The organism is Klebsiella sp. CN_Kp100 (assembly GCF_040065315.1).
GTDB lineage: Bacteria > Pseudomonadota > Gammaproteobacteria > Enterobacterales > Enterobacteriaceae > Klebsiella > Klebsiella oxytoca.
On record NZ_JBEAIJ010000045.1, the window covers coordinates 1 to 23131 of the forward strand.

At 54.6% G+C, this 23131-nt stretch carries 22 protein-coding genes; 10 read left to right on the forward strand and 12 right to left on the reverse strand.

Going from position 1 to position 23131, the window contains the following annotated elements; all coding sequences use genetic code 11:
* Nucleotides 1-217 precede the first annotated feature (217 nt).
* The 11 genes from cpoB to cydA all read right to left on the reverse strand — a co-directional run bounded on the left by cpoB (nt 218) and on the right by cydA (nt 9239).
* On the reverse strand, nt 218-1003 hold the full coding sequence (gene cpoB / locus ABLV12_RS20490; RefSeq protein ID WP_064397495.1) for a cell division protein CpoB: 786 nt from the start codon (nt 1001-1003) through the stop codon (nt 218-220).
* A gap of 9 nt (nt 1004-1012) precedes the next feature.
* On the reverse strand, nt 1013-1537 hold the full coding sequence (gene pal / locus ABLV12_RS20495) for a peptidoglycan-associated lipoprotein Pal (protein WP_004100337.1): 525 nt from the start codon (nt 1535-1537) through the stop codon (nt 1013-1015).
* Between the two features lie 34 nt (nt 1538-1571).
* Nucleotides 1572-2864: a Tol-Pal system beta propeller repeat protein TolB gene (gene tolB / locus ABLV12_RS20500; protein WP_004100336.1), complete on the reverse strand. Its 1293-nt coding sequence runs from the start codon at nt 2862-2864 to the stop codon at nt 1572-1574.
* Between the two features lie 129 nt (nt 2865-2993).
* Entirely contained in the window at nt 2994-4316 is a 1323-nt protein-coding gene (tolA, locus tag ABLV12_RS20505) for a cell envelope integrity protein TolA (RefSeq protein ID WP_064397599.1), read from the reverse strand.
* A gap of 105 nt (nt 4317-4421) precedes the next feature.
* Complete coding sequence (gene tolR, locus ABLV12_RS20510; protein WP_004100333.1) at nt 4422-4850, reverse strand: colicin uptake protein TolR; 429 nt, start codon at nt 4848-4850, stop codon at nt 4422-4424.
* A 3-nt stretch (nt 4851-4853) separates the two neighbouring features.
* Nucleotides 4854-5546: a Tol-Pal system protein TolQ gene (tolQ, locus tag ABLV12_RS20515; RefSeq protein WP_004100332.1), complete on the reverse strand. Its 693-nt coding sequence runs from the start codon at nt 5544-5546 to the stop codon at nt 4854-4856.
* Entirely contained in the window at nt 5543-5947 is a 405-nt protein-coding gene (gene ybgC, locus ABLV12_RS20520) for a tol-pal system-associated acyl-CoA thioesterase (protein WP_004100330.1), read from the reverse strand. Before ybgC ends, tolQ begins: the two co-directional genes overlap by 4 nt.
* Nucleotides 5948-6096: 149 nt before the next feature.
* The gene (ybgE, locus tag ABLV12_RS20525; RefSeq protein WP_004100327.1) at nt 6097-6387 is read right to left on the reverse strand and encodes a cyd operon protein YbgE; all 291 of its coding nucleotides are present in this window, start codon (nt 6385-6387) and stop codon (nt 6097-6099) included.
* Complete coding sequence (gene cydX / locus ABLV12_RS20530; protein WP_004100325.1) at nt 6387-6500, reverse strand: cytochrome bd-I oxidase subunit CydX; 114 nt, start codon at nt 6498-6500, stop codon at nt 6387-6389. Before cydX ends, ybgE begins: the two co-directional genes overlap by 1 nt.
* 15 nt (nt 6501-6515) lie before the next feature.
* Nucleotides 6516-7655 carry a cytochrome d ubiquinol oxidase subunit II gene (cydB, locus tag ABLV12_RS20535; RefSeq protein ID WP_004100323.1) on the reverse strand — a complete coding sequence of 380 codons (1140 nt, stop codon included), beginning with the start codon at nt 7653-7655 and terminating at the stop codon, nt 6516-6518.
* A 15-nt stretch (nt 7656-7670) separates the two neighbouring features.
* Complete coding sequence (gene cydA, locus ABLV12_RS20540) at nt 7671-9239, reverse strand: cytochrome ubiquinol oxidase subunit I (RefSeq protein WP_004100321.1); 1569 nt, start codon at nt 9237-9239, stop codon at nt 7671-7673.
* A gap of 1207 nt (nt 9240-10446) precedes the next feature.
* Between cydA and glmS the strand changes: the two genes are divergently transcribed.
* The 10 genes from glmS to cobO all read left to right on the forward strand — a co-directional run bounded on the left by glmS (nt 10447) and on the right by cobO (nt 21699).
* Nucleotides 10447-10896 carry a methylaspartate mutase subunit S gene (gene glmS, locus ABLV12_RS20545; RefSeq protein WP_004100319.1) on the forward strand — a complete coding sequence of 150 codons (450 nt, stop codon included), beginning with the start codon at nt 10447-10449 and terminating at the stop codon, nt 10894-10896.
* Nucleotides 10896-12284, forward strand: coding sequence for a methylaspartate mutase accessory protein GlmL (gene glmL, locus ABLV12_RS20550; RefSeq protein ID WP_348867300.1), 1389 nt, complete (start codon nt 10896-10898; stop codon nt 12282-12284). The genes glmS and glmL overlap by 1 nt, the downstream gene beginning before the upstream one ends.
* A 16-nt stretch (nt 12285-12300) precedes the next feature.
* Nucleotides 12301-13746 (forward strand): methylaspartate mutase subunit E, encoded by a 1446-nt coding sequence (locus tag ABLV12_RS20555; protein ID WP_004100317.1) that lies wholly within the window; start codon nt 12301-12303, stop codon nt 13744-13746.
* Nucleotides 13746-14987: a methylaspartate ammonia-lyase gene (locus ABLV12_RS20560; RefSeq protein WP_004111471.1), complete on the forward strand. Its 1242-nt coding sequence runs from the start codon at nt 13746-13748 to the stop codon at nt 14985-14987. The genes ABLV12_RS20555 and ABLV12_RS20560 overlap by 1 nt, the downstream gene beginning before the upstream one ends.
* Before the next feature lie 3 nt (nt 14988-14990).
* Nucleotides 14991-16361: an acyclic terpene utilization AtuA family protein gene (locus tag ABLV12_RS20565; protein WP_017146324.1), complete on the forward strand. Its 1371-nt coding sequence runs from the start codon at nt 14991-14993 to the stop codon at nt 16359-16361.
* Entirely contained in the window at nt 16358-16675 is a 318-nt protein-coding gene (locus ABLV12_RS20570; RefSeq protein ID WP_004100314.1) for a DUF4387 domain-containing protein, read from the forward strand. The genes ABLV12_RS20565 and ABLV12_RS20570 overlap by 4 nt, the downstream gene beginning before the upstream one ends.
* A 364-nt stretch (nt 16676-17039) precedes the next feature.
* The gene (locus ABLV12_RS20575) at nt 17040-18347 is read left to right on the forward strand and encodes a dicarboxylate/amino acid:cation symporter (RefSeq protein WP_004100312.1); all 1308 of its coding nucleotides are present in this window, start codon (nt 17040-17042) and stop codon (nt 18345-18347) included.
* Nucleotides 18348-18421: 74 nt separating this feature from the next.
* A complete protein-coding gene (gene glsA / locus ABLV12_RS20580) occupies nt 18422-19423 on the forward strand; it encodes a glutaminase A (RefSeq protein WP_016807957.1) in 1002 nt (333 codons plus the stop codon).
* A gap of 11 nt (nt 19424-19434) precedes the next feature.
* A complete protein-coding gene (locus ABLV12_RS20585) occupies nt 19435-21087 on the forward strand; it encodes a class I fumarate hydratase (protein ID WP_004100308.1) in 1653 nt (550 codons plus the stop codon).
* A gap of 9 nt (nt 21088-21096) precedes the next feature.
* On the forward strand, nt 21097-21699 hold the full coding sequence (cobO, locus tag ABLV12_RS20590) for a cob(I)yrinic acid a,c-diamide adenosyltransferase (protein WP_064397492.1): 603 nt from the start codon (nt 21097-21099) through the stop codon (nt 21697-21699).
* A gap of 322 nt (nt 21700-22021) precedes the next feature.
* Here the strand turns inward: cobO and ABLV12_RS20595 are convergent, their stop codons facing one another.
* The gene (locus ABLV12_RS20595) at nt 22022-22924 is read right to left on the reverse strand and encodes a LysR substrate-binding domain-containing protein (RefSeq protein WP_004100304.1); all 903 of its coding nucleotides are present in this window, start codon (nt 22922-22924) and stop codon (nt 22022-22024) included.
* Nucleotides 22925-23131 lie beyond the last annotated feature (207 nt).

Here is a 23131-nt window from a genome sequence, read left to right on the forward strand (position 1 = left end):
AACCTGCGACCAATTGATTAAAAGTCAACTGCTCTACCAACTGAGCTAACGACCCACTATTTTCGTCGCTTTGGGCTTGTTCGATATCCCTTGGCAACGGCGGCATATATTACTGATTTCAGAATTCAGCGCAACAACAATTTAGATAAAGATTGCTTAACTGCTTAGGATTCATGCGACAAGACCAGAAATGATGCGATTTCTGGTCATGCCATAATCATCCGAGGGCGTTAAGGCGTTTTTGCGCTTGTTTGGCTCCGTCGGTGCCAGGAAATTTACTGACCACCTGCTGATAAACCGCTTTGGCTTTTGCGGTATCGCCTTTGTCCTGCATGATTACGCCGACTTTAAACATCGCATCGGGCGCTTTCGGAGATTTAGGGTAGTTTTTCACCACGGAAGCGAAATAGTACGCCGCATCGTCCTTTTTACCCTTATTGTAATTCAGCTGACCGAGCCAGTAGTTGGCGTTCGGCTGATAAGTTGAATCGGGGTACTTTTTGACGAAGTTCTGGAAAGCCGCCATCGCGTCGTCCTGGCGGGAAGCATCCTTCACCAGCGCGATAGCCGCGTTGTAATCGGTGTTTGCATCGCCGGTCGACGCCGGAGCGCCTGATGAAGCCGCTAGCGCGCTTGCCGCAGCGCCTTGCTCACTGGCTGACGACGGGCTTTGCGCGCCCGTCGTGCCGCCACCGCTGCTCAGACCGTCGATCTGCAGCAGGATCTGCTTCTGGCGTTCAACAACCTGATTCAGCTGATACTGGCTTTCCTGAATTTGGCCGCGCAGGGAATCAATATCGGACTGATTATCGGAGAGTTGTTGCTGGAGTTGGGTTAAAAGCTGGCTGTGCGCATTGGAAATACGCTCGAGTTGAGTGACGCGGTCTTCGACCGAGCCTGAGCCGACACTACTGATTGGCGCCTGAGCAAAAGCGGCCCAGGGGGCCGCTATGCCAACCAGTAACGACAGACTCAATAGATGATGTCTGAAGTTACTGCTCATGCAATTCTCTTAGTAAACCAGTACGGCGCGACGGTTTTTGGCGTAAGCCGCTTCGTCGTGGCCCAGTACTGCAGGTTTTTCTTTACCGTAAGAAACGATGGAGATCTGGTCAGCAGAAACACCTTTGCCCTGCAGATACATCTTAACGGCGTTAGCACGACGCTCACCCAGAGCGATGTTGTATTCCGGCGTACCGCGCTCATCCGCATGACCTTCTACGGTCACTTTGTAAGACGGGTTGCTACGCAGGAAGTTAGCGTGCGCGTCCAGCATTGCAGCGAAGTCAGAACGGATATCGTATTTGTCCAGATCGAAGTAAACGATATTGTTCTGCTGCAGCTGTTGCATCTGCAGACGAGCCTGCTCTTCGGAAGACATGTTGCCGCCGTTAGCGTTACCGTCCATACCAGTGCCGGCACCCAGCATGCCTTCACCGCTCTGGTCGTTGCTGGCGTTCTTGTTAGAAGAACACGCCGCGATTGCCATAACCGGCAGAGCGATCAACAGCCCTTTCAGCACTTTGTTCAGTTGCATTTCTTTGATTCCTTTAATAATCAATTATTTATTATCACAGATACGGCGACCAGGCAGGCGATTTTACCTGTCCATCAGTTGCCGGAAGACGCGCTTTGAAACGCCCATCTGTAGAAACCAGATTCAGCACGGATCCCATCCCCTGAGAAGAGCTGTAGATTACCATAGTGCCGTTAGGTGCCAGACTTGGCGTTTCATCTAAAAACGTTGATGACAGAACCTGCACACCACCCGCTTCCAGATCTTGTTTGGCAATGTGCTGCTGACCACCGGCCGAGCTTACCATTACCATAGTTTTACCATCAGCGCTCACGTCAGCATCCTGGTTTTGTGAACCTTCCCAGGTAATACGCTGCGGCGTGCCGCCATTAATATTGACTTTATATACCTGCGGACGTCCCGCCTGGTCGGAAGTAAAGGCCAGATTCTGGCTATCCGGGAACCAACTTGGTTCGGTGTTATTGCTACGACCATTGGTCACCTGGCGAATCTGACCGGATCCGAGGTCCATCACGTACAGGTTCAGGCTACCGGTTTTCGACAGAGCGAAGGCCAGTTTGCTGCCGTCCGGCGAGAACGCCGGGGCGCCGTTGTGCTGCGGGAACGAAGCAATCTGACGAACGGAGCCGTTAGCCAGAGTCTGCACAACCAGCGCAGAACGACCGCTTTCAAAGGTTACGTAGGCCAGTTTCGCACCATCCGGAGACCAGGCCGGAGACATCAGCGGCTGGGTGGAACGGTGAACGAGGAACTGGTTATAACCATCGTAGTCGGATACGCGCAGTTCGTACGGGAACTGGCCGCCGTTCTTCTGCACCACGTAAGCGATACGGGTACGGAAGGCGCCCTTGATGCCGGTCAGCTTTTCAAATACCGCGTCGCTGGCAGCGTGCGCGGCATAGCGCAGATACTGCTTAGTTACTTTAAATGAGTTCTGTGCAAGCACGGTACCCGGCGCGCCGCCGGTATCAACCAGCTGGTAGGCCACGTTATAGGAGCCGTCAGGGTTTTGCGTCACCTGACCCACCACAACGGCGTCAATACCCAGCGCAGACCATGCCGCAGGCTGTACTTCCTGAGCGCTACCCGGCTGCTGAGGCAGGCGAGAGCGATCGAGCGGATTAAACTTGCCGCTGTTGCGCAGGTCAGCCGCCACGATACCGCCCACATCTTCAGGTGCAGCACCCTGCCCCGCCCATTGGAACGGCACTACGCCGATTGGGCGTGCCGAGTCAACCCCTTGGGTAATCTCGATGCGTACTTCTGCGTGCAGCACTGCCGCCCACAGCATTAAAAAACCAAATGCTACTCGTAATGCCTGCTTCATCATATCTCCCTTATCCAGGCGGAAAGCCCACGATAATTTAGCAGAATGTTAACAAACCCAAATACACAAAACTACTAAAACCCTGTGACTACAATAGATTGTTTTTCCCCGCTTGCACGGGGAAAAATATCACTGAGGTTTGAAGTCCAACGGCGCATTTTTGAATACTTCATATACCGCCTGACTAGGCGGTTTTGGGAACTTAGCCTGTCGGGCTGCTGCAAGAGCGGCCTGACAAAGCGCAGGATCCCCACCTTCAGACTGTATATTTAGCAACATGCCATCCGGAGCAAGTTTAATACGCAAGGTACAGGTCTTGCCTGAGTAAGACGCTGCGTCGTAAAACTTACTTTCAATGGCAGATTTGATCTGCCCGGCATAATTGCTGATATCAGCTCCTGATGCGCCATTATTTTTAGTATTACCACTCCCGGCAGCAGATGCATTGCTCCCTTTCGCCCCACCGCCAGTTTTAGGCGCATTCTTACCGGAGCTCAGGTCGCCGAGCAGATCGTCCACGCCGTTGGCCTCTTTGGCCGCAGCGGCTTTCTTCGCGGCTGCTGCCTTAGCGGCTGCGGCTTTCGCCGCTTTGTCTGCGGCGGCCTTCTCTGCTGCTGCGGCTTTGGCTGCCGCAGCTTTCTCAGCGGCGGCTTTTTCCGCTGCGGCGGCTTTCTCGGCTGCTGCTTTCTCAGCAGCGGCTTTCTGCGCGGCGGCTTTTTCTGCCGCTTTTTCGGCAACAGCCTTTTCAGCCGCAGCCTGTTTCGCCGCTTCTTGCTGCGCTTTTTTCTCTGCCTGCTGCTGCGCTTTCTTCTCGGCTTCCTGCTGAGCTTTCTTCGCTGCATCCGCTTCGGCTTTCTTCTGCGCGTCCGCGGCCGCTTTCGCGGCTTCTGCTTCTGCCTGTTTCTTCGCATCCGCCGCCGCTTTCGCCGCAGCGGCTTCGGCTGCTTTCGCCTGAGCATCGGCCTTCGCTTTTGCATCAGCGGCGGCTTTGGCGGCAGCTTCCTGCGCCTCTTTCGCCTGAGCATCCGCTTTCGCTTTGGCCGCTGCGGCGGCTTTCGCCGCGGCTTCTTCCGCCTGTTTCTGCTGCTCTTTGGCCTCTTTAGCCGCTTCCTGCGCCTGCAGACGCTCCTGTTCCAGCTGTTTTAGCCGTTCCTGCTCGGCGGCCTGTTTTTCGCGCAACTCTTCCGCCTGCTGCTGAGCCTGCTTTTCACGCTGCTCGGCGGCACGGCGGGCGCTGGCCTGCTGCTGCTGTTGACGGTCATAATTCTTCACAACCGCCCCCGGATCGACCATAACCGCATCTATAGAAGAGCCCCCGCCGCCGCCGGCAGAAGCATCCAGATGCTCGTCAAACGAACTCCAGATCAGCAGCGCTATCAAGACGATGTGCAGCGCGACTGAAACTATGATCGCTCGTTTAAGCTTGTCGTTTTGTTCGGTTGCCTTTGACACTATCGGTTCCCAAAAACTGTTCGCCTGTTCCCGTTCGATGACGTCGGCCACGGGACACGTTTGTCCCACCGTCGCCATATTGGCGGGGGTGCGTATTGCGAGCGATTAGATCGGCTTAGTCATCAAGCCAACCGATTTAACCCCTGCGCTATGCAACAGGTTAAGCGCTTTAATAATCTCATCGTATGGCACCTCTTTCGCACCGCCGATCAGGAACACCGTTTTCTCATTCGCCTCAAGTCGACGCCTGGCTTCGGCAATAACCTGTTCAGGCGGCAGCTGCGATAGCGTTTCCGGGCCAATTTTCACGTTGTACTGCCCGACTCCGGAAACCTCAACGATCACCGGCGGTTCATCGTTGCTTTTTACCGCCTGCGATTCCGTTGCGTCCGGCAGGTCGACCTCTACGCTCTGCGTAATGATCGGCGCTGTCGCCATAAAGATCAGCAACAGTACCAGCAGGACATCCAGCAGCGGAACGATGTTGATCTCGGACTTCAGTTCGCGACGCCCGCGTCCACGTGCTCTGGCCATGGCTTACCCCTTATTGCTTTCGCTGCTGGTAAACGCCTGACGGTGCAGAATAGCGGTGAACTCTTCCATAAAGTTGTCGTAGTTCAGCTCAAGTTTGTTCACGCGCTGGTTCAGACGGTTATAAGCCATAACCGCCGGGATAGCGGCAAAGAGACCAATTGCGGTCGCAATGAGCGCCTCTGCAATACCCGGTGCCACCATTTGCAGCGTCGCCTGTTTTACCGCGCCCAGCGCGATAAAGGCGTGCATGATCCCCCATACGGTACCAAACAGACCGATATACGGGCTGATAGAACCTACCGTACCGAGGAACGGGATGTGCGTCTCCAGGGATTCCAGCTCGCGATTCATCGAGATACGCATCGCGCGCGATGCCCCTTCGACAATTGCTTCCGGCGCATGGCTGTTGGCGCGATGCAGACGAGCAAACTCTTTAAAACCGCTGTAGAAGATTTGTTCCGAACCGGTCAGATTATCGCGACGGCCCTGGCTTTCCTGATACAGACGAGAAAGCTCAATACCTGACCAGAACTTATCTTCAAACGCTTCGGCTTCACGCGACGCCGAGTTGAGAATGCGCGTTCTCTGGATGATAATGGCCCAGGAGGCGATAGAAAAACAAACTAAAATCAACATGATAAGTTTAACCAGAAGGCTTGCCTTCAGGAACAAATCAAGGATATTCATCTCAGTCACTGCTTAAACTCCGCGACAATAGACTTGGGAAGCGCACGAGGCTTCATTAAGAGTGGATCAACGCACACGATCAGAACTTCAGCTTCATTCAAAACTACGTTCTCGGCGTTGACGATTCGCTGCGTGAAAACCAGGGTCGCCCCTCGCATTGAGGTTATCTCCGTCTGGATTTCGAGCATGTCGTCGAGTCTGGCGGGCGCAAAATACTCCAGTGTCATTTTGCGAACCACAAAGGCAACTCGTTCAGCCAGCAAAACCTGTTGGCTGAAGTGATGATGGCGCAGCATCTCTGTGCGTGCTCTTTCATAGAAAGCGACGTAGCTGGCGTGGTAAACCACACCACCGGCGTCGGTGTCTTCGTAGTAGACCCGAACCGGCCATCGAAACAGCGTTGTATTCACTTTACATCCCGGTAATGCAACAAAAGGTTAGTGCTTTCAAACTTCGCTACTATACGCGCGGGAATCGTGGTTTGGAATGGGGGAAAGTAAACGAGGAGTAAATTTTTATGGGCTTATGCAAGCCCATATGGTTAACAGAGATTTCTTATTCAAAAGAAGAAAAAGAACAGGCCCAAAACGAGCACAATATCAGCGATAAGCGGACAAAAAATTCCCTGCCAGTGGATGGCGCGCGGGCGAAAGCCCACGCCGTGGATAACGCCGGTACACACCGCCCACATCAGCAAGAAGCCGTGCCAGATTTCCAGCTCACTGGTTTTGGCCGCAAAGCGCGACGGGTCCCAGAAGATGCAGCCCGCTAGCGCCAGCGCCATCAATAAGGAAAGCGCCCTTAACGGGCGCTTGTCCATTATCGCGTAAAGAGTCGCGATAATACTCATCAGTGTTCTTCTTTACCTGCTTTGGTGGCTTCCACGTGCTCAAGCGCCAGCGCGGTAATCACCCCAAAGGCACAAGCAAGAAGCGTTCCCAAAATCCATGCGAAATACCACATATATAGCTCCTTACCTTAGTACAGCGAGTGGGTGTTCTTTTCGATGTCTTCGCGAGTGATGCGACCGAACATTTTCCAGTAACACCAGGTGGTGTAGGCCAGAATAATCGGTACGAAGACAATCGCCACGTAAGTCATCAGGTTCAGCGTCAGCTGGCTGGAGGTGGCATCCCACATGGTCAGGCTCGCGTTCATCGCCGTGCTTGAAGGCATAATGAACGGGAACATGGCGATACCGGCAGTCAAAATGATGCACGCCAGCGTCAGCGAGGAGAACAGAAATGCCCAGGCGCCTTTATCTGCTTTGGTCGAAATGACGGTCAGCAGCGGCAGCGCCACGCCCAGAGCAGGAATTGCCCATAGCGCCGGCATATTATTAAAGTTCACCATCCACGCGCCAGCCTCACGAGCCACTTCTTTGGTCAGCGGGTTAGACGGGCCGGTATGATCCATGACGGATTTCACTACGTAACCGTCGATGCCATAGTAGACCCAAACGCCTGCCAGCGCGAAGCAGACCAGCGTCACCAGCGCCGCTACCGTTGAGACGGTGCGGGTACGCAGGTGCAGTTCGCCCACGGTACGCATCTGCAGATAGGTCGCGCCCTGCGTCAGGATCATCGCCACGCTCACAATACCGGCCAGCAGTCCAAACGGATTCAGCAGCTGGAAGAAGTTGCCGGTGTAGTACAGACGCAGATATTCATCAACGTGGAACGGAACGCCCTGCAGCAGGTTACCGAACGCCACGCCAATCACCAGCGGCGGTACGAAGCTGCCGACGAAGATGCCCCAGTCCCACATATTACGCCAGCGGGTGTCCTCAATCTTCGAGCGGTAGTCGAAACCAACCGGACGGAAGAATAAAGACGCCAGCACCAGAATCATTGCTACGTAGAAGCCGGAAAACGCGGCGGCGTAGACCATCGGCCAGGCGGCAAAGAGCGCGCCGCCCGCGGTGATCAGCCACACCTGGTTTCCGTCCCAGTGCGGAGCAATGGAGTTAATCATAATTCGACGCTCGGTGTCGTTACGACCGAGGAAACGGGTGAGCATGCCCACCCCCATGTCGAAGCCATCGGCGACGGCAAAACCAATGAGCAGAATGCCAATCAGCAGCCACCAGATAAAACGCAATACTTCATAATCGATCATTTGACGACTCCTGTCTTAGCGTGCCGACTGAATAGCCGCAGAGGACTGTTCAAAGTGATAGCGACCGGTTTTCAGGCTGCTTGGTCCTTTGCGGGCAAACTTGAACATGAGGAACAGTTCAGCCACCAGGAACAGCGTGTACAGGCCACAAATCAGCACCATAGAGAAGATCAGGTCGCCCGCAGTCAGCGACGAGTTCGCTACAGCCGTTGGTAGCACTTCACCGATAGCCCAGGGCTGACGGCCATACTCGGCAACAAACCAGCCGGCTTCTACGGCAATCCACGGCAGCGGCAGGCCATAAAACGCAGCGCGCAGCAGCCATTTTTTCTCGCCAATGCGGTTACGAATCACGGTCCAGAAGGAGGCGCCAATAATCAGCAGCATCAGCACGCCGCACGCCACCATGATACGGAAGGCAAAATAGAGCGGCGCCACGGCAGGAATGGAGTCCTTGGTCGCCTGCGCAATCTGCGCTTCCGTCGCGTCGGAGACGTTGTCGGTATAGCGTTTCAGCAGCAGACCATAGCCAAGATCTTTCTTCACGTCGTTAAACCGATCGCGAACGGCCTGGTCGGTTGAACCTGCACGCAGCTGTTCCAGCAGCGCGTAAGCCTTCATCCCGTTACGGATACGCTCTTCGTGCTGAACCATCAGATCCTTCAGGCCGGTGACCTGTTTATCGACGGAGCGAGTCGCAATGATGCCCAGCGCGTAAGGAATCTGAATCGCGAAGCGGTTCTCCTCTGCTTTCTGGTCAGGAATACCAAACAGGGTAAAGGCCGCCGGAGCAGGCTGAGTTTCCCATTCTGCTTCGATAGCCGCCAGCTTGGTTTTCTGCACGTCGCCCATTTCGTAACCGGATTCATCACCGAGAACGATAACGGAGAGGATTGCCGCCATGCCGAAGCTGGCTGCGATAGCAAAGGAGCGCTTGGCAAAAGCAAAGTCGCGCCCTTTGAGCATATACCAGGAGCTGATAGCAAGAATGAACATCGCGCCGGTCACGTAGCCGGAAGCCACGGTATGCACGAACTTAACCTGAGCCACCGGGTTCAGAACCAGCTCAGAGAAGCTGACCATCTCCATACGCATGGTTTCAAAGTTGAAGTCCGACGCAATCGGGTTCTGCATCCAGCCGTTAGCGACAAGAATCCACAGCGCCGACAGGTTGGAGCCGAGCGCTACCAGCCAGGTCACGGCCATGTGCTGCACTTTACCCAGACGATCCCAACCGAAGAAGAACAGACCTACAAAGGTAGATTCGAGGAAGAAGGCCATTAAACCTTCAATGGCCAGCGGCGCACCGAAGATATCGCCCACGTAGTGAGAGTAGTAAGACCAGTTTGTCCCGAACTGGAACTCCATGGTCAAACCGGTTGCCACACCCAGAGCGAAGTTGATACCAAACAACTTGCCCCAGAACTTGGTCATATCTTTATAAATCTGTTTGCCGGAAAGGACGTAGACCGTTTCCATGATGGCCAGCAGGAACGCCATACCAAGCGTCAGCGGCACAAACAGGAAGTGGTACATCGCGGTCAAGGCAAACTGTAAGCGCGACAGTTCGACTATATCTAACATCATGACTCCTTGCTCATCGCATGAAGACTCCGAGAGTGAACCCCGTTAGAAAGGGTCACACGCATGCCCCAATACAAATTTATTTGCTTCTTCTCGTCACGCCCGTTTCCTCTGTCAAGGAAACGGTAGTGGTGAAAAGTTACAAACATGTTAACAAAACACCCAAATTGATCCCGTGATTATATTACGCTGCAAAACCCTTACAATAAATAGGTTTTTATTGTGATAAATTTGCAGTTTTCGACGGCGATCAATTTATAGCGAAAATATCAGATTTTGGTCAATTTGATCCGCGACAATTTAACTCCATTTCTTGTTCTTTTCCAAGTTTTAAACATTGATTTAAATCAATTTTCATTTTAAATGTTAATTATGTTTACTGTGTACAACACTAGTAAACACAAGGTTAACGGTATGTTTTTCAGGAGTGTCATCAGTTACTGAAAATGATAGACCATTTATTTCACAGCGGAGCGGTACTTAATGAGCCCTCGTGAGCGGCTTAAATGCCGACCTCAACTGATAATGTTGCGTAGTTCACAGATTTTTTTTATCAAGTTACTATCGTTTATTTTTTTACTGATTATATTTATCATTGCATTTACCTTTAATTAACACCCCTATGTGACTATCGTTTATCCCGTCACCGCCGCCCATCGATTTCTTTTTTGTGCAGGTCAGGCCCCCTACTCTTCTTAAGGATCATCTGCAGTCTGCATTTTTACTCTCTGACGACGTATGTCTGCCTCATCAACAAAAATAGAATATGAAACGAACAATTCATCATTTGATAGCTTTATTCTAACAAGTTGCCTTTGACACATATAAAAACCAGCCCATAAATTCCGTTACCGCGCTCACAGAAAATTTTAAAGAATTGTATTTAACCCGTTATTTAGAAATACAGAAGCCAGCCAAAAATAAAATAAGATCTCGCTCACAAACATCGCAATATATTTATTACGAGAACTCAAAAAGGACCAATCAAATTTATAAGCATTAAGTACATCACTATGATAAACAAAGAATTTTTAACGAAAACTCAAAAATGCGTTTTTTTTGAATGATATTCTGAAAATAGATCAATTGCTTCCTCCCGACGAACCAAAGACACTCCAGCCCTATTAACAGGCATCCATAACCCAGGCTGCCAAATATTAGATCGTCGTTTTTATTTTTATACCATCAGCCCTACAGAGGATTACCCATGAAGAAATCAACACTCGTTATTGGCGTCATTGGTGCTGACTGCCATGCAGTAGGCAATAAAGTCCTGGACCGCGTTTTTACTGCCCATGATTTTCGCGTAATCAATCTGGGCGTGATGGTCAGCCAGGATGAATATATTGATGCCGCCATCGAAACTGGTGCGGATGCCATCGTCGTGTCGTCGATTTACGGCCACGGCGATATCGATTGCCTGGGACTGCGCGAGCGCTGCATCGAACGCGGTATCGGCGACATTCTCCTTTACGTCGGCGGCAACCTGGTGGTCGGAAAGCATGACTTTGCCGACGTTGAAGCGAAGTTCAAAGAGATGGGGTTCAACCGCGTTTTTGCCCCCAGCCACGATCTGGAAGACGTCTGCCAGCTGATGGCAAACGACATCAACCAGCGCCATGGCGTTAAACACCCGTGTCTGGAAGAGGCCATCTGATGCAAACCGTCTCAGTCGATATCGGCTCGACGTGGACCAAGGCGGCCCTCTTCACCCAGGAGGGGGATGAGCTGACGCTGGTAAACCACGTTCTGACCCCGACAACCACCCATCACCTGGCGGAAGGCTTTTTTGCCAGCCTGAACCAGGTGCTTAACGTTGCCGATGCGCGCCCGCTGCTGAACCGCGGTGACGTCACGCTGAAATACTCCTCATCAGCCAAAGGCGGTCTTGCCGTCGCCGCGATGGGGCTGGTGCCGTCCATCACCCTGGAGTCAGCAAAAGTCACCGCCCACTCGGCGGGGGCCAAAATCGCCCAATACTACTCCTATAAACTGAATCGCCACGACATTCAGGCGCTGGAAGCCTCGCCGCCGGACATTCTGCTGTTTACCGGCGGGACCGACGGCGGTGAAGCGAGCTACGGCCTGGCTAACGCCCACGCACTGGCGGAGTCAACGCTCGACTGCGCCATTATCTATGCCGGCAACCGCGACATTCAGGACGAGATTCAGACCATCCTCGGCCATAAAGATCTGACCACGGTAGACAATATTCTGCCCGATCTTGATCACCCGAATCCGTACGCGGCCCGCAAGGCAATATGCGATGTTTTCTTATCCCGGATCGTCAAAGGTAAAGGACTGGACGTTATCGTCGCAGAAACCGGCGAAGAGCCGATGCCAACGCCGTGGACCGTCTACGAGCTGGTGAAAACCATCAGTCATTACGACAGCGCGTGGAAAGAGTTCATGCTGATCGACATGGGCGGCGCGACTACCGATGTCTACTCCGCCAGCGCCAACACGCTCTCGCCGGATACCGTTCTACACGGCGTTCCGGAGCCATATGTAAAACGCACGGTGGAAGGCGATCTCGGCATGCGCGTCTCGGCGATGGTTGTCGGTGAAAGCGCCCGGGAGCTGGTGAACGTGGTCTTTGCCCACCAGCCGCAGCGTCAGGAGGCTTTTTACCGCTATCTGCGCCATCTTGTCGCTCAGCCGGATTATCTGCCGGCCAGTGAAGAAGAAAAGTATTTCGACACCGTTCTCGCCGGGCTCTGCGTGGGCTACGCCAGCGAACGCCACGCGGGAACCAAAAAACAGGTCTGCACCTGCGTGGGCAACGTCGACCTGCAGATGGGGCGCGACCTGACCCCGGTGCGCAAAGTCGTCGGATCCGGTGGATGGCTCTCCCGCGCCAGCCGCTTTGACATCCACCGCTGGCTGAAATACCGCGAACTGGATGACCACGGCAGACGCATTCTCTTACCGACCCAGTTTGACTATTACCGCGATGCAAAAGGCCTGCTTCCGCTGCTGGCAAACGTTGCCAGGCTTTATCCCGAACTCGCCGCTCGCACCAGCATTCACTGTTTAACCCTATAAATGAAGGCAGCTACGAATGGAACTTCGAAATAAAAAATTAACCCATGACGAATTCATGACCGAGCGGCATCAGGTGTTACAGACCTGGCATACCGGCAAGGACGTTGAGCACTTCGAAGATGGCGTGAAGTACCAGCAAACTATTCCAGAGAAAAAACGCTTTTCTCACGCCCTGCTTAAGGCCGACCAGGAAGGTAAAACGTTGAGCCAGCCGCGCGCGGGCGTAGCGCTGATGGATGAACACATTGCGCTACTCAAGACGCTGCAGGAAGAGTGCGATCTACTGCCCAGTACTATCGATGCCTACACCCGCCTTAACCGTTACGAAGAAGCGGCGGTCGGCATTCAGAAGTCTATCGAAGCGGGTACCTCCAAACTCAACGGTTTACCGGTGGTTAACCACGGCGTCGCTGCCTGCCGCCGGATGACCGAAGCGCTGGAAAAACCGGTGCAGGTACGTCACGGTACGCCGGACGCGCGTCTGCTGGCGGAAATTTCCATGGCCAGCGGCTTTACCAGCTACGAAGGCGGCGGTATCTCCTACAACATTCCCTACGCCAAGCGCGTGACCCTGGAGAAGTCGATTCGCGACTGGCAATACTGCGACCGTCTGATGGGCCTTTATGAAGAGCACGGCATTCGAATTAACCGCGAACCTTTCGGCCCGCTAACCGGCACTCTGATCCCGCCGTTTATGTCCCACGCGGTGGCGATTATCGAAGGGCTGCTGGCGCTGGAACAGGGCGTCAAATCAATTACCGTCGGCTACGGCCAGGTGGGCAGCCTGACCCAGGACATTGCAGCGATTAAGTCGCTTCGCGAACTTTCTCACGAATATTTTGGCAATTACGGTTTCGACGATTATGAGCTGAGTACCGTCTTCCACCAGTGGATGGGCGGCTTTCCGGAAGATGAATCAAAAGCGTTTGCCATTATCTCGTGGGGCGCGGCGGTGGCCGGCATGTCCGGCGCCACCAAAGTGATCACCAAGAGCCCGCATGAAGCGTTCGGTATTCCAACCGCAGCGGCCAACGCGCAGGGCCTGAGGGCCTCCCGCCAGATGCTCAATATGGTCAGCGATCAGAAGTTCCCGCCGTGCGCCGCGGTAGATCAGGAAGTGGAGCTGATAAAAAGCGAGGTACGCGCGGTACTGAAGAAAGTCTTCGAACTGGGTAACGGCGATATCGCCCGCGGTACGGTGCTGGCCTTTGAAGCGGGCGTGCTGGACGTGCCTTTTGCTCCGGCATCCTGCAACGCGGGCAAAATTCTGCCGGTTCGCGACAATTCCGGCGCTATTCGCGTGCTTGAAGCTGGCGCGGTTCCGCTGCCGAAGGACATCCTCGCCCTGCACCACGATTACGTCGCAGAACGTGCGCATTTTGAAGGTCGCAAGCCCTCATTCCAGATGGTTGTTGATGACATCAACGCGGTATCCCACAGTCAATTAATAGGAAGACCATAATGAAAATTAAACAGGCCCTTTTCACCGCTGGCTACTCCTCATTCTACTTTGATGACCAGCAGGCGATTAAAAACGGCGCGGGTCACGATGGATTCATCTATACCGGCGCGCCGGTTACCCCCGGATTTACCTCCGTGCGCCAGGCGGGTGAATGCGTTTCCGTGCAGCTAATTCTGGAAAACGGCGCGGTAGCGGTCGGTGACTGTGCCGCCGTACAGTATTCCGGCGCCGGCGGCCGCGACCCGCTGTTCCTCGCGGAAAATTTTATTCCCTTCCTCAACGATCATATTAAACCGCTGCTGGAAGGCCGGGATGTCGATACGTTCCTGCCGAACGCCCGCTTCTTCGACAAGCTGCGCATCGACGGCCAACTGCTGCATACCGCCGTCCGCTATGGTCTTTCCCAGGCGCTACTCGATGCCACGGCGCTGGCCAGCGGCCGTCTGAAGGCGGAGGTGGTTTGCGACGAATGGCAGCTGCCCTGTATCCCGGAAGCGATTCCGTTATTCGGTCAGAGCGGAGACGACCGCTATATCGCCGTGGACAAGATGATCCTCAAAGGCGTCGATGTTCTGCCGCATGCGCTGATTAACAACGTTGAAGAGAAGCTGGGTCTGAAAGGGGAGAAACTGCGCGAGTATATCCGCTGGCTGTCCGACCGCATCTTAAGCCTGCGCACCAGCCCCCGCTACCGCCCGACGCTGCATATCGATGTTTACGGCACCATCGGCCTGATTTTCGATATGGACCCGCTTCGCTGCGCCGAATATATCGCCAGCCTGGAGAAAGAGGCCCAGGGCCTGCCGCTCTATATAGAAGGCCCGGTGGATGCCGGCAACAAACCGGATCAGATCCGCATGCTGACCGCCATCACCAAAGAGCTGACCCGCCTGGGTTCCGGGGTGAAAATCGTCGCCGACGAATGGTGTAACACCTATCAGGATATCGTTGACTTCACCGATGCCGGCAGCTGCCACATGGTACAGATTAAAACCCCGGACCTCGGCGGCATCCATAACATTGTGGACGCGGTGCTGTACTGCAACAAACATGCGATGGAAGCCTATCAGGGCGGGACCTGTAACGAAACCGAGATCAGCGCCCGCACCTGCGTTCACGTCGCGCTGGCCGCGCGTCCTGTGCGCATGCTGATCAAGCCAGGCATGGGCTTCGACGAAGGTCTTAACATCGTGTTTAACGAAATGAACCGCACCATCGCGCTGTTGCAGACTAAGGATTAAGAGATGGCTCGTACCTTTAAGATCTTATCGCCGACCGCGATTCTGGGTTATGGCTTTCCGGAAGAGAGCTTTCTTAAAGCCATGGCGGAGTCTCCGGATCTGATTGCCGTTGACGCCGGTTCATCCGATCCCGGCCCCCATTATCTGGGAGCAGGTAAACCCTTTACCGACAGAGCCGGAGTGAAACGCGATCTGCGCTATATGATCGTCGCCGGCGTAAAAAACAGTATTCCGGTGGTGATCGGCACGGCCGGCGGCTCCGGCGCGGCCCCGCACCTGGAGTGGTGCCGGCAAATCATCCATGAGATTGCGCAGGAAGAGCAACTGTCGTTTTCCATGGCGCTGATCCCGTCTGACGTCGAGAAATCCATCGTGCATCAGGCGCTGGATAACGGCAAAATCACCGCCCTCGACTTTGTGCCCGAGCTGACCCACGAAGCTATTGAAGAGAGCACCTATATCGTCGCCCAGATGGGTATCGAACCGTTCCAACGAGCGCTGGCCGCTGGCGCCCAGGTGGTGCTGGGCGGACGGGCGTACGATCCAGCCTGCTTCGCGGCGCTGCCGATTATGCAGGGCTTCGATGAGGGACTGGCCCTGCACTGCGGCAAGATCCTTGAATGCGCGGCCATTGCGGCGACCCCAGGGTCCGGCTCCGACTGCGCGATGGGGATCATCGACGACAACGGTTTTACGCTGAAAACCTTCAATCCACAGCGCAAATTCACCGAAACGTCCGCCGCGGCGCACACGTTATACGAGAAGTCCGATCCGTACTTCCTGCCGGGGCCCGGCGGCGTGCTGAACCTCAAAGGATGCAGCTTCAAAGCGGTCAACGAAGGCGAGGTGTACGTTAGCGGCTCTCGCCACGAAGAGACGCCCTACGCGCTGAAGCTGGAAGGCGCGCGTCGGGTCGGCTTTCGCTGCCTGACCATTGCCGGAACCCGCGACCCGATCATGATCGCCGGGATCGACACGATTCTTGCAGAGGTACAGGCCAGCGTGGCGCGCAACCTCTCGCTGAGTGACGACAGCATCCGCATGACTTTCCATCTGTACGGAAAGAACGGCGTGATGGGCAATCACGAACCGATGAAAACCGCCGGGCACGAGCTGGGGATTTTACTGGACGTCGTCGCCCCGACTCAGGATACCGCCAACAGCGTCTGCTCGCTGGTGCGCTCTACCCTGCTGCACTACGGTTATGAAAACCGCATTGCGACCGCGGGCAACCTCGCCTTCCCGTTCTCGCCTTCCGATATCCAGAGTGGCCCGGTGTATGAGTTTTCAATCTATCACCTGATTGAAGCCTGCGACGCGCTGCGCTTTGACTTCCATATCGAGCAGGTCACGCCAGAAGGAGTTCAGGCATGAAACAATCTCTATGCTCACTGGCGCAGGTGATCCGCTCCAAAAACGCCGGGCCGTATGAATTAGTTTTAGATATTTTATTTAAAACCCGGGAGGATTATCAGCGGGTAAAACGATCTGAGCAATTAACTCCGCAGCTTATTGCCAGCTTGTATAACGTGAGACCTGATTTTATTCATCGCATTGTCTGGTTTGATCCGGCTAACGCGGTAAAAATTGTCATGCCGCGGGATATTATTTCCGGCAACGTTGGCGACAATGATGTTTATGGCGCTCAGCAGCATGCGCCGTTATTAAGTATTGAGTTTGATTTCTAATTCTATATCCAATGGATTTCGAGTTGCATTGAGGCGGCAACTGAAGGACAGATTCGTCAGGAACGAATTTGAACAGCCGGAGGCTGCCTTCGGTGAGGGGCATGGATGTCCCTCATTCATCCCCAGGAGCGTACATCCGTACGTGACTGGGGTGAGCAAAGGCAGCCAACAAAAATGCAGCGTGAAAGACAACGGATATAAAAATACAACAACATCCCTTGGTGTACAGGATTTCGCTGTATCACTGTATTCCAGACAATTTATGCGGTTGGTCACCACAGGCGCCCGTCTGAGCGGTTTGCAGGCTCAGGCGTGCGCTGCCCTACAACACTTCACCGACTAACCTCGATCCGATGGAGTAAACATGAAAAAAATAAGTTTAACCAAAATGATCATATTAGGCCTGATACTCGGCATGATTGCCGGGGTGGCAATTAATAATATGGCATCGGCTGATACAGCAAAATCATACGCGCAGGATATTTCTATTTTCACCACTATATTTTTACGCATGGTAAAAATGATTATCGCTCCGCTGGTAATATCCACGCTGGTAGTTGGCATCGCCAAAATGGGCGATGCTAAAACGCTCGGGCGGATATTCTCGAAAACTTTTTTCCTGTTTATTTGCGCCTCGCTGCTGTCGATTGCGCTGGGGCTGGTGATCGTTAATCTGTTCCAGCCGGGGGCGGGGATTAATTTCGTCGCCCACGATGCCGGAGCGGTCGCGGCCGTTCAATCTGAGCCCTTCACGCTGAAGGTATTTATCTCTCACGCGGTGCCGACCAGCATCGTTGATGCGATGGCGCGCAACGAAATCCTGCAAATCGTGGTGTTCTCCATTTTCCTCGGCTGTAGCCTGGCGGCTATCGGCGAAAAAGCCGAACCCATTGTGAAAGTGCTCGATTCGCTGGTCCACGTAATGTTGAAGCTGACGGGCTACGTCATGCTCTTCGCGCCGCTAACCGTCTTTGCCGCTATCTCCGGGCTGATCGCCGAGCGCGGACTGGGCGTAATGGTCAGCGCCGGTATCTTTATGGGTGAGTTCTACCTGACGCTTGGCATGCTGTGGGCGATGCTGATTGGCCTGTCGGCGGTCATTGTTGGTCCGTGCATTGGCCGTCTGACCAAAGCGATCCTTGAGCCCGCCCTGCTGGCCTTCACCACGTCCAGCTCTGAAGCCGCCTTCCCGGGCACCCTCGATAAGCTGGAAAAATTTGGCGTCTCTTCCAAAATCGCCAGCTTCGTTCTGCCCATTGGCTACTCCTTTAACCTGGTTGGCTCCATGGCCTACTGCTCGTTCGCCACGGTGTTTATCGCCCAGGCCTGCAACGTGCACCTCGGCATGGGCGAGCAGATCACCATGCTGCTGATTCTGATGCTGACCTCAAAAGGGATGGCGGGCGTACCGCGCGCCTCAATGGTGGTTATTGCCGCGACGCTGAACCAGTTCAACATTCCGGAAGCGGGCCTGATCCTGTTGATGGGCGTCGATCCGTTCCTCGATATGGGTCGCTCCGCCACTAACGTAATGAGTAACGCCATGGGCGCCGCCATCGTTGGCCGCTGGGAAGGCGAGCACTATGGAGAAGGCTGCCGCGGCACCGCCCCGGTCAAAAAACCCGAGCAGGAGCGTCCTGCCAGCGAAACGTCCGAAGTGGCGATGTCCTGACGGCAAGATGGCTACGAACCCCAGGCCGGATCTATCCGGCCCGGTTCCTCTCAATAATCTCAACAGGACATACCATGAACGTTAAATTTCTCGGCACCTGCCTGTTCACCGCCAGCTTATTGTTTAGCGGCGCCGCCGCAGCTCAGGGCGCACCGGACTACGCCAGCATTATCGAGCAGGCGCATCAGAAATATAAAAATAACCACGAGGGTAAAGTCGCCGACTACATCCCCGCTCTGGCGACCTATAGCCCGGATAATTTCGCCATTACGCTCGCGACGGTAGAAGGCAAAATTTACCAGACCGGCGACGTAAAAAAAGCGTTCCCGATGGAGTCCCTGAGCAAAGTGTTCACCCTGGCGCTGGCAATGGAGCAACGCGGACCGCAGGAAGTGTTGGATAAACTCGGCGCCAACGCCACCGGCCTGCCCTTCAATTCCGGATTAGCCGTCGAACTCACCCAAGGCGCGCCGGAGAATCCGTTAGTCAACGCCGGCGCCATGAGCACCGTGAGCCTGATTGCGGCGCAGGACAAAACCGACCGCTGGAATAAAATCCTCAACAATCTCAGCGCCTGGGCCGACAGTACGCTGAGCGTGAACGAGCCGGTATTTCAATCCGAAATGGCAACCAACCAGCATAACCAGGCGCTGGCCATGTTGATGCATTCCTACCGCAGCTTTTATGGCGATCCGCAGGAAGCCGTCGAAATCTACACCCGTCAATGTTCGGTGGATATCACCGTTGAGCAGCTCGCCAAAATGGGAGCCGTGCTGGCCAACGGCGGTAAATCGCCGTTCAACGGCAGGCAACTGCTTAACGCCAGCTATGTGCCGCAGGTACTGGCGGAAATGGCGATAGCCGGGCTGTACGACGGCAGCGGCAGATGGCTGTATAGCGTCGGTATTCCGGCGAAATCCGGCGTTGCCGGCGGGATGATCGCCGTGGTGCCGGGGCGGTACGCCATCGCCGTCTACTCCCCTCCGCTGGATGCAGCCGGTAACAGCGTTCGCGCCCAGCAAACCATCGAGTACGTCGCTAAAGCGACGCAGGCCAATCTCTTTTTCGCGAAATAGTGAGATGTCACATGTCTAAACCCTTTGTCTGGCAGGAACTCTTTGTGCAGAGTAAAGATAATACGGAATATGAACTACTCAGTAATCAACATGTTAAGGTGACAGAGTTAGATGGTGAAGAGGTCATCAAGGTTGCGCCCGAAGCGTTAACGTTGCTGGCTCAGCAGGCATTTTATGAGGCTTCATTTTTCCTGCGCGCCGGACATTTAAAACAGATCGCCAGTATCCTGCACGATCCGCAGGCCAGCAGTAACGATAAATACGTTGCGCTGCAGCTGCTGCGCAACGCCGAAGTCTCGGCAAAAGGCGTGCTGCCAAACTGCCAGGATACCGGGACCGCAACCATCGTGGCGAGCAAAGGCCAGAACGTCTGGACCGGCGGCAACGATGCTGAAGCCCTGAGTCAGGGCGTCTACAACACCTTCCAGGAAAATAATTTACGCTATTCGCAAAATGCCCCCCTCGATATGTACACCGAGGTCAACACGGAGACCAACCTGCCGGCGCAGATCGACATCAGCGCCGTGCCGGGTAGCGAATACCGCTTCCTGTTCGTCAACAAAGGCGGCGGCTCGGCGAACAAAGCAGCGCTGTTTCAGGAAACGAAATCCATCCTGCAGCCGGAAAAACTCACCGCCTTCCTGATAGAAAAAATGAAAGCGCTGGGCACCGCCGCCTGTCCGCCGTACCACATCGCCTTTGTGGTGGGCGGCCTCTCGGCGGATCAGGCATTGAAGGTGGCGAAGCTGGCTTCGACCAAATATTATGACAATCTGCCCACCAGCGGAAACGCGCTGGGCCAGGCGTTTCGCGATACTGCGCTGGAGGCGACGTTGCTTAACGCCAGCCGCGAGTTCGGCATCGGCGCGCAGTTTGGCGGCAAATATTTCGCTCACGATATTCGCGTGATCCGCCTGCCGCGGCACGGCGGCTCCTGCCCTATCGCTATGGCCCTCTCCTGCTCCGCCGATCGAAACATTAAAGCCAAAATCAACAAGCACGGCATCTGGCTGGAGAAGCTGGAACATAACCCGGGCAAGTTTATTCCTGATTCTCAGCGGATAGAAAACGGGGCGCAGACCGTCCAGCTCGACCTGAATCGGCCGCTGCGCGATATCCTTCGCGATATGTCAGCCCTGCCGGTCGGTACCCGGCTGTCGCTGAGCGGTCCAATTGTCGTCGCCCGCGATATTGCCCATGCCAAAATTAAAGAGCGGCTGGATAATGGCGAACCGATGCCGGCTTACATGCGCAATCATATCGTCTACTACGCCGGACCGGCAAAAACGCCAGACAATCTTGCCTGCGGCTCGCTGGGTCCCACCACCGGCGGACGGATGGACGGGTATGTTGATGCTTTCCAGGCCGCGGGCGGGAGTCTGATCATGCTCTCAAAAGGCAACCGCAGCCCGCAGGTGACCGAAGCCTGCCTGAAACACGGCGGCTTTAATCTCGGCAGCATCGGCGGTGCGGCGGCCCTGCTGGCGCAGCAGTACGTGAAAAGTTTACGCTGCCTTGAGTATCCGGAACTGGGCATGGAAGCGGTATGGATGATGGAAGTCGAAAACCTGCCCGCGTTTGTGCTGGTTGACGACAAAGGCAACAACTTCTTTAGCCAGTTCGAGCAGCAGCACCGCTGCGCCACCTGTCCGGCAGGGCACTAAGGAGCATTTATGCACGCGCGAGGCAATCCTGACCGCCATCGTCAGCGCCAGCAGAAGCTGAAAACGCAGGTTGATACCCGCGTGGCGGCGGCAACGGAGCAAAAAGGCATCTTGATCGTCTTCACCGGCAACGGTAAGGGCAAATCTACTGCCGCCTTTGGTACGGCAACGCGAGCCGTCGGACATGGTAAGCGCGTCGGCGTTGCCCAGTTCATTAAAGGCCAGTGGGATAATGGAGAGTACAATACGCTGCATCCTCTGGGCGTTGAGTTTCACATTATGGGCACCGGCTTTACCTGGGAAACGCAAAACCGGGAAACGGATATGGAGGCGGCATCGGTCGTATGGCGAGAGAGTAAGCGCATGCTGGCCGATCCGAGCTACGATCTGGTGGTGCTGGATGAGCTCACGTATATGCTGGCGTATCGCTACCTGGATCCACAGGAAGTGATTGCCGCTATTGTCAATCGTCCGCCGCAGCAGAACGTGATTGTTACCGGCCGCGGCTGCCATGCCCGCCTGCTGGAGCTTGCCGATACGATCAGCGAACTGCGCCCGGTGAAGCACGCCTTTGACGGTGGTATTCAGGCGCAGGCAGGAATCGACTGGTAGTTTGACCCGGCTCGCGCTGCGTTCTGCTCCCAGGGCTACTCTGCGCGCTGCTCCCGGGGGCGGCGCTTGACGCGCCTTGCCCGGGCTACAGGTTCATCGCCGTTTGCAGCGCGGTAGCCCGGACAGGTGCGCAGTACAGGTTCACCGCCGACTCCGGGCCGGTAGCCCGGACAGATGCGCAGCATCGCCTCCGGGGAGTTCAACGACTCTGCTCTCTACTGGGGGGTTTCTGCGCGCTGCTCCCGAGGGCGGCGCTCAACGCGCCTTGCCCGGGCTACGGGTTCACCGCCGTCTGCGGGCCGGAAGCCCGGGCAAAGCACCGTCAGGCAGCCGACACCACCGATTTTTGCAGCAGCCAGTCGCGAAATACCTGCAAATGACGGGATTCCGTTTTATCCTCCTGCCACGTCATAATAAAACGGTTACCGGTACGAATCGGCACATCGCAGGGGATCACCATCTCACCGCTATCCAGGTCATGCTGAATGGCAAAACGCGGCAGTAGCGCGACTCCCAGATTTGAACGCACTGCCGCAATCAGCATCGAGAGCAGATCGAAACGTGGACCGATGTTGATCTGCGGGCTGGTGATATTCGACAGCGCAAACCACTCCTGCCAGCCGTGAATCCGCGTGCTTTGATGCAGCAGCGGAAATTCGCCCAGCAGCTCCTCCACCGCCAGCTTTTGCCCGGGTTCCGACAGCAGTCCGCAGCCGCACACCGGCAAAATTTCCTCTTCAAACAGATACTCCACTTCAGACCACGGCGAGCAAAAATCCTCGCGCATAATGGCGGCATCGTACTCGCGGCTCAGAAAATCACTCATGCTGGCCAGCGAATGAATATTAACGATGATGTCAGGATTTAATTTATTAAACTCGCGCAGGTTGGGGATCAGCCAGTGGGTGCTAAAGGTGGGATTAACGGCCAGTTCAAGAACCTGCACCGTCGGTTGCCAGGTCATAATCGAATTGGTATCACGCTCCAGTTTGTTCAACGTTTCTTTAACGATAGACAAATAATGCTTGCCGGCCTCATTTAAAAAAATCCTTTTTTTAGCATGATTAAATAATGACGTATGGAGGAAATCCTCCAGCGCCGTGACCTGTCGGAACACGGCGCTTTGTGTTAAAGCCAACTCTTCCGCTGCCCGGGTATAACTTTCATGGCGAGCCACAACCTCAAAAGTCACCAGTAATTCAGTTTTCGGTATTTTTCCTCTCATAACGTCTTCCATTTACGGCGTGCAAAAATTGTTTAATAGATAAAAAAAGCGCGCAAGGACATCAGGTTAGCCCCCGGTGTTATATTTTATTTTACCGTCAGGTGTCATTGATCTATTCCATGATTAATGCATACTATCACTGATCAAATAATAACCAATGATACCCAGGCGCTACAATAAAGACAATTTAAACAACGTGATTGCTGC

Bases quoted from the DNA above. Each gene is read 5' to 3' on its own strand.
- pal (WP_004100337.1), bottom strand. From the start codon at position 1,537: ATGCAACTGAACAAAGTGCTGAAAGGGCTGTTGATCGCTCTGCCGGTT.
- cpoB (WP_064397495.1), bottom strand. From the start codon at position 1,003: ATGAGCAGTAACTTCAGACATCATCTATTGAGTCTGTCGTTACTGGTT.
- tolB (WP_004100336.1), bottom strand. From the start codon at position 2,864: ATGAAGCAGGCATTACGAGTAGCATTTGGTTTTTTAATGCTGTGGGCG.
- cobO (WP_064397492.1), top strand. From the start codon at position 21,097: ATGCACGCGCGAGGCAATCCTGACCGCCATCGTCAGCGCCAGCAGAAG.
- ybgE (WP_004100327.1), bottom strand. From the start codon at position 6,387: ATGAGTATTATCGCGACTCTTTACGCGATAATGGACAAGCGCCCGTTA.
- ABLV12_RS20570 (WP_004100314.1), top strand. From the start codon at position 16,358: ATGAAACAATCTCTATGCTCACTGGCGCAGGTGATCCGCTCCAAAAAC.
- cydA (WP_004100321.1), bottom strand. From the start codon at position 9,239: ATGTTAGATATAGTCGAACTGTCGCGCTTACAGTTTGCCTTGACCGCG.
- tolR (WP_004100333.1), bottom strand. From the start codon at position 4,850: ATGGCCAGAGCACGTGGACGCGGGCGTCGCGAACTGAAGTCCGAGATC.
- ABLV12_RS20585 (WP_004100308.1), top strand. From the start codon at position 19,435: ATGTCTAAACCCTTTGTCTGGCAGGAACTCTTTGTGCAGAGTAAAGAT.
- ABLV12_RS20575 (WP_004100312.1), top strand. From the start codon at position 17,040: ATGAAAAAAATAAGTTTAACCAAAATGATCATATTAGGCCTGATACTC.
- cydX (WP_004100325.1), bottom strand. From the start codon at position 6,500: ATGTGGTATTTCGCATGGATTTTGGGAACGCTTCTTGCTTGTGCCTTT.
- ABLV12_RS20560 (WP_004111471.1), top strand. From the start codon at position 13,746: ATGAAAATTAAACAGGCCCTTTTCACCGCTGGCTACTCCTCATTCTAC.
- ABLV12_RS20555 (WP_004100317.1), top strand. From the start codon at position 12,301: ATGGAACTTCGAAATAAAAAATTAACCCATGACGAATTCATGACCGAG.
- cydB (WP_004100323.1), bottom strand. From the start codon at position 7,655: ATGATCGATTATGAAGTATTGCGTTTTATCTGGTGGCTGCTGATTGGC.
- glmS (WP_004100319.1), top strand. From the start codon at position 10,447: ATGAAGAAATCAACACTCGTTATTGGCGTCATTGGTGCTGACTGCCAT.
- glmL (WP_348867300.1), top strand. From the start codon at position 10,896: ATGCAAACCGTCTCAGTCGATATCGGCTCGACGTGGACCAAGGCGGCC.
- ABLV12_RS20565 (WP_017146324.1), top strand. From the start codon at position 14,991: ATGGCTCGTACCTTTAAGATCTTATCGCCGACCGCGATTCTGGGTTAT.
- glsA (WP_016807957.1), top strand. From the start codon at position 18,422: ATGAACGTTAAATTTCTCGGCACCTGCCTGTTCACCGCCAGCTTATTG.
- ABLV12_RS20595 (WP_004100304.1), bottom strand. From the start codon at position 22,924: ATGAGAGGAAAAATACCGAAAACTGAATTACTGGTGACTTTTGAGGTT.